General features: G+C 46.7%; 6 protein-coding genes. 5 read left to right on the top strand and 1 reads right to left on the bottom strand.

What is annotated here, in order from left to right; genetic code table 11:
• From ACTF7Q_RS10295 to ACTF7Q_RS10280, 4 genes are all read left to right on the top strand, one after another.
• Positions 1 to 335: ABC transporter permease subunit (locus ACTF7Q_RS10295; protein ID WP_438997743.1), on the top strand; the 335-nt coding region annotated here is incomplete at its 5' end.
• Positions 336 to 402: 67 nt separating this feature from the next.
• Positions 403 to 1209 (top strand): phosphate ABC transporter ATP-binding protein PstB, encoded by an 807-nt coding sequence (gene pstB, locus ACTF7Q_RS10290; protein WP_438997745.1) that lies wholly within the window; start codon positions 403 to 405, stop codon positions 1207 to 1209.
• A gap of 7 nt (positions 1210 to 1216) precedes the next feature.
• Positions 1217 to 1921, top strand: a complete 705-nt coding sequence (gene phoU / locus ACTF7Q_RS10285; RefSeq protein WP_438997742.1) for a phosphate signaling complex protein PhoU — start codon at positions 1217 to 1219, stop codon at positions 1919 to 1921.
• Between the two features lie 42 nt (positions 1922 to 1963).
• Positions 1964 to 2668: a response regulator gene (locus ACTF7Q_RS10280; RefSeq protein WP_438997744.1), complete on the top strand. Its 705-nt coding sequence runs from the start codon at positions 1964 to 1966 to the stop codon at positions 2666 to 2668.
• Here the strand turns inward: ACTF7Q_RS10280 and ACTF7Q_RS10275 are convergent.
• Entirely contained in the window at positions 2665 to 2904 is a 240-nt protein-coding gene (locus ACTF7Q_RS10275; RefSeq protein WP_438997741.1) for a helix-turn-helix transcriptional regulator, read from the bottom strand. The genes ACTF7Q_RS10280 and ACTF7Q_RS10275 overlap by 4 nt on opposite strands.
• 197 nt (positions 2905 to 3101) lie before the next feature.
• Here ACTF7Q_RS10275 and ACTF7Q_RS10270 point away from each other — a divergent pair.
• The coding region (locus ACTF7Q_RS10270; RefSeq protein ID WP_438997740.1) for a membrane dipeptidase at positions 3102 to 3544 on the top strand (443 nt) is incomplete at its 3' end.

Here is a 3544-nt window from a genome sequence, read left to right as displayed (position 1 = left end):
GTGTTGGTGCATCACGAATGCAGACTATTTTTCATCATGTCATCCCGCTAGCCTTACCCGGCATGCTGACAGGTACGATTATCGGAATGGCGCAGGCGCTTGGGGAAACAGCGCCGCTATTGATGATTGGTATGGTTGCCTTTATCGTCGACATTCCTAACAGTGTGATGGATCCAGGTACGGTGTTGCCAGTACAGATTTTCATGTGGGCGGATTTTGCCGAGCGTATGTTTATTCAAAAAACAAGTGCTGCCATTATTGTGTTACTGGCATTTCTGGTTGGTATGAATGCATTTGCAATAGTGCTCAGGAAACGCTTAGAACGCCGCTGGTAGTCAGGTTGTGCATATGCAAAAGCATTTAGGGATACATATATCTAATGAAGAGATTGAGAGTGACACAATGAGCAAGGCAGAGGTTCACACCGATACAGTTGGTGATATTTATGTTGATGATGCGCGTATGACAGCTCGCAAAGTCGATGTTTTTTATGGCGACAAGAAAGCTATTGATGATGTATCGCTTGATATTGCCAGCAAAGAGGTTATTTCGCTTATCGGCCCGTCAGGTTGTGGAAAGTCAACATTTTTGCGCTGTTTAAACCGTATGAATGACACTATCGATTCATGCCGCGTTAAGGGAACAATCGCGCTTGATGGTCAGGATATATATGACTCTTCGATTGATGTTGTGCCGTTGCGTGCCCGCGTGGGCATGGTATTTCAAAAGCCCAACCCTTTTCCAAAGTCAATTTATGATAATGTCGCCTATGGCCCCCGTATTCACGGGCTGGCATCTGACAAAGCGCATCTGGATGCTATTGTCGAAGAAGCTTTACAGCGGGCTGGCCTATGGGCCGAAGTGCATGACCGGCTAACCCAGTCAGGCACCGGCTTGTCAGGAGGTCAGCAACAGCGTCTTTGTATTGCGCGGGCAATAGCGGTTAGCCCCGAAGTCATTCTGATGGATGAACCCTGTTCAGCGCTTGACCCTATTGCTACGGCGAAAGTTGAAGAACTTATAAATGAACTTAGTGCAGATTATTCGATCGTGATCGTCACGCACTCGATGCAGCAGGCGGCTCGAATTTCACAACGCACAGCTTATTTTCACCTGGGCAAACTTATCGAAGTTGGACAGACCAAGGATGTGTTTACCAACCCGTTGAACCAGCAAACAGAAGCCTATATTTCCGGTAAGATTGGATAATAGAAACATGGAAAATTCGCATATAGTTTCGGCATTTGATGATGATCTGAATAATTTGAACATCCGTATTGAACAGCTTGGCAATCTGGCCAGAGATCGATTTGTCATGGCGCTTGATGCCATTGCCACGCAGGATGAAAAGACGCTTGATCAGATTATCCAGGGTGATAAAGAGCTTGATGTTCTGGAGGCTGAAATTATCCAGAATGCCTTTGAGATTATTGCCCTACGTTCACCACGGGCATCTGATTTGCGCCGGGTTGTTGTGGCCTCTAAAATTGCACGCATTTTTGAGCGTGTTGGCGATTTTTCCAAGAATATCGCTATGCGAACCAAAGCCATGGCAGCGTCAGGTCATGAAACCATTCCGGATGTGAATATCGGGCGCATGGGTCATATGGCCGAAGCAATGATGAATGATGCCATGCAGGCTTATCAGGATCTCGATATCAAAGTTGCGATTGATCTTCGTAACAGTGATGTGGAGTTAGATCACATGCATACAGCCTTTTATAATGAAGTTATCGCAATGATGACCGACAATAGCAAAATGGTTGGTAGTGGTGCGCATTTGTTATTTATTGGCAAAAATATCGAGCGTATCGGTGATTATATGACCGGTATTGCCGAAGAAGTACATTTCCTCGTTGAGGGTGTGCAGCTTGATGATGAAAGACCCAAGGCCGATAAAACCAGCTCAAAATTGTCCTAATATAACGTGAATGGGTATAACGTGAATGGGTGGTCTTAAATGATGAATGCGAAAATCCTGATTGCTGATGACGAACCAAACCAGCTTGAGTTGCTTTCGTTCAATTTACGGCAGGCAGGTTTTATTGTGTTCGAAGCTGCTGATGGCAGGCAAGCGGTTAATATGGTTGAGGATCTGCAGCCCGATCTGATTATTCTGGACTGGATGATGCCGCATATGTCAGGGATTGAGGTTTGTCGACTATTCCGCTCACGGACAGAAACTAAAGGCCTGCCTGTGATCATTCTGAGTGCCCGTGGTGAAGAAGGCGACCGGACTTTGGGGCTGGATACAGGCGCGGATGACTATATCACCAAGCCCTTTTCCCCGCGCGAATTGGTATCGCGTGTTAAAGCCCTGCTACGCCGCGCGCGCCCCGCTTTGGCAAGCGATATGATGGAATTTGAAGATCTGCAGATTTTTCCAAGCCGAATGGAAGTGCGTCGAGCTGGCAAAACTGTGCCGCTAGGCCCAAAGGAATATCAACTGCTTTTGACATTGTTTGAACGCCCTGGTCAGGTGTTCAGCCGTCCACTTTTGCTCGATCGGGTCTGGGGGCATGGCGTGTTTGTCGAAGAGCGCACGGTCGATGTGCATTTCAGCCGTCTGCGTAAAGCGATCAATGGCGCGGCATCGGACAATGACAAGCGCCCAAATTTGATCCGTACGGTGCGGGGCGGTGGTTATGCCCTAGGCACGATTAGCTAATCTGTGTTCCAGTAACTAATATTACCGCCGTGTTCTATCTTGATAGGCCGAGGGGTAACGCCAAATTGCTTACGAAACAGGCTGTAAAATTGCGATAATGATCCAAAGCCTGAATCCAGCGCAATGCTGACAATCTTGTCATTCGTATCCATCAATAATGCGCGCGCGTGATTAAGGCGTAATTCATTCACATATTGTGTGAGTGACCGTTGTATCGGTTCACTCTGTTTCGTCATTGGTTATATACCGCTGATGTTTCTCAATTTGGTTAGTCTAAGCGTTTAAATCCTAACAGTCAGTTTTGGGCTTTACCAATTAATTTGTAATCAAGCACAGGTTTTTATAGCCCCTGATTAGCCAAAGGTGTTGAATGGAGAATGATCTGTTTATGTGTGATTTTGATGATTTGGAGTAATGATGATTGGGCGTCGTGATGAATAAAGCCGAGATCCCGATTTTTGACGGGCATAACGATGTATTGTTCCGCCTTTTTCAGGCCGGTGGACGCGATCAGGCCACTAGTTTTATCACGGGTCGTGATGGTCATATTGATCTGATGAAGGCCAAGTCAGGCGGTTTGGCGGGTGGGTTTTTTGCCATTTATGTCCCGTCGCCAGTTGATCTTGCTCTCAAATTTGAATTGATGACACAGGATAGTTATGATCTGCCACTACCTCCAGCGATTGATGTGACTGATGCCTTGCCGATTGCCTTGCAACAGGCGGCGCTACTTGCCGAGCTTGAGACGCTGGGCGCGTTGAAAATCTGTACCAGCGTAGATGATATTCGTAGCTGTATGAAAAGCGGAATCATGGCTGCCATCATGCATATGGAAGGGGCAGAGGCTATTGATGCCGATCTATATAATCTGGATAT

The organism is Puniceispirillum sp. (SeqCode) (assembly GCF_965657105.1).
Taxonomy (GTDB): domain Bacteria; phylum Pseudomonadota; class Alphaproteobacteria; order Puniceispirillales; family Puniceispirillaceae; genus Puniceispirillum.
This window is presented reverse-complemented; position numbering and strand designations above follow the sequence as displayed.

What these genes read in the sequence shown, in the direction of transcription:
- pstB (WP_438997745.1), top strand. Translation starts at nt 403, where the DNA reads ATGAGCAAGGCAGAGGTTCACACCGATACAGTTGGTGATATTTATGTT.
- phoU (WP_438997742.1), top strand. Translation starts at nt 1,217, where the DNA reads ATGGAAAATTCGCATATAGTTTCGGCATTTGATGATGATCTGAATAAT.
- ACTF7Q_RS10280 (WP_438997744.1), top strand. Translation starts at nt 1,964, where the DNA reads ATGAATGCGAAAATCCTGATTGCTGATGACGAACCAAACCAGCTTGAG.
- ACTF7Q_RS10275 (WP_438997741.1), bottom strand. Translation starts at nt 2,904, where the DNA reads ATGACGAAACAGAGTGAACCGATACAACGGTCACTCACACAATATGTG.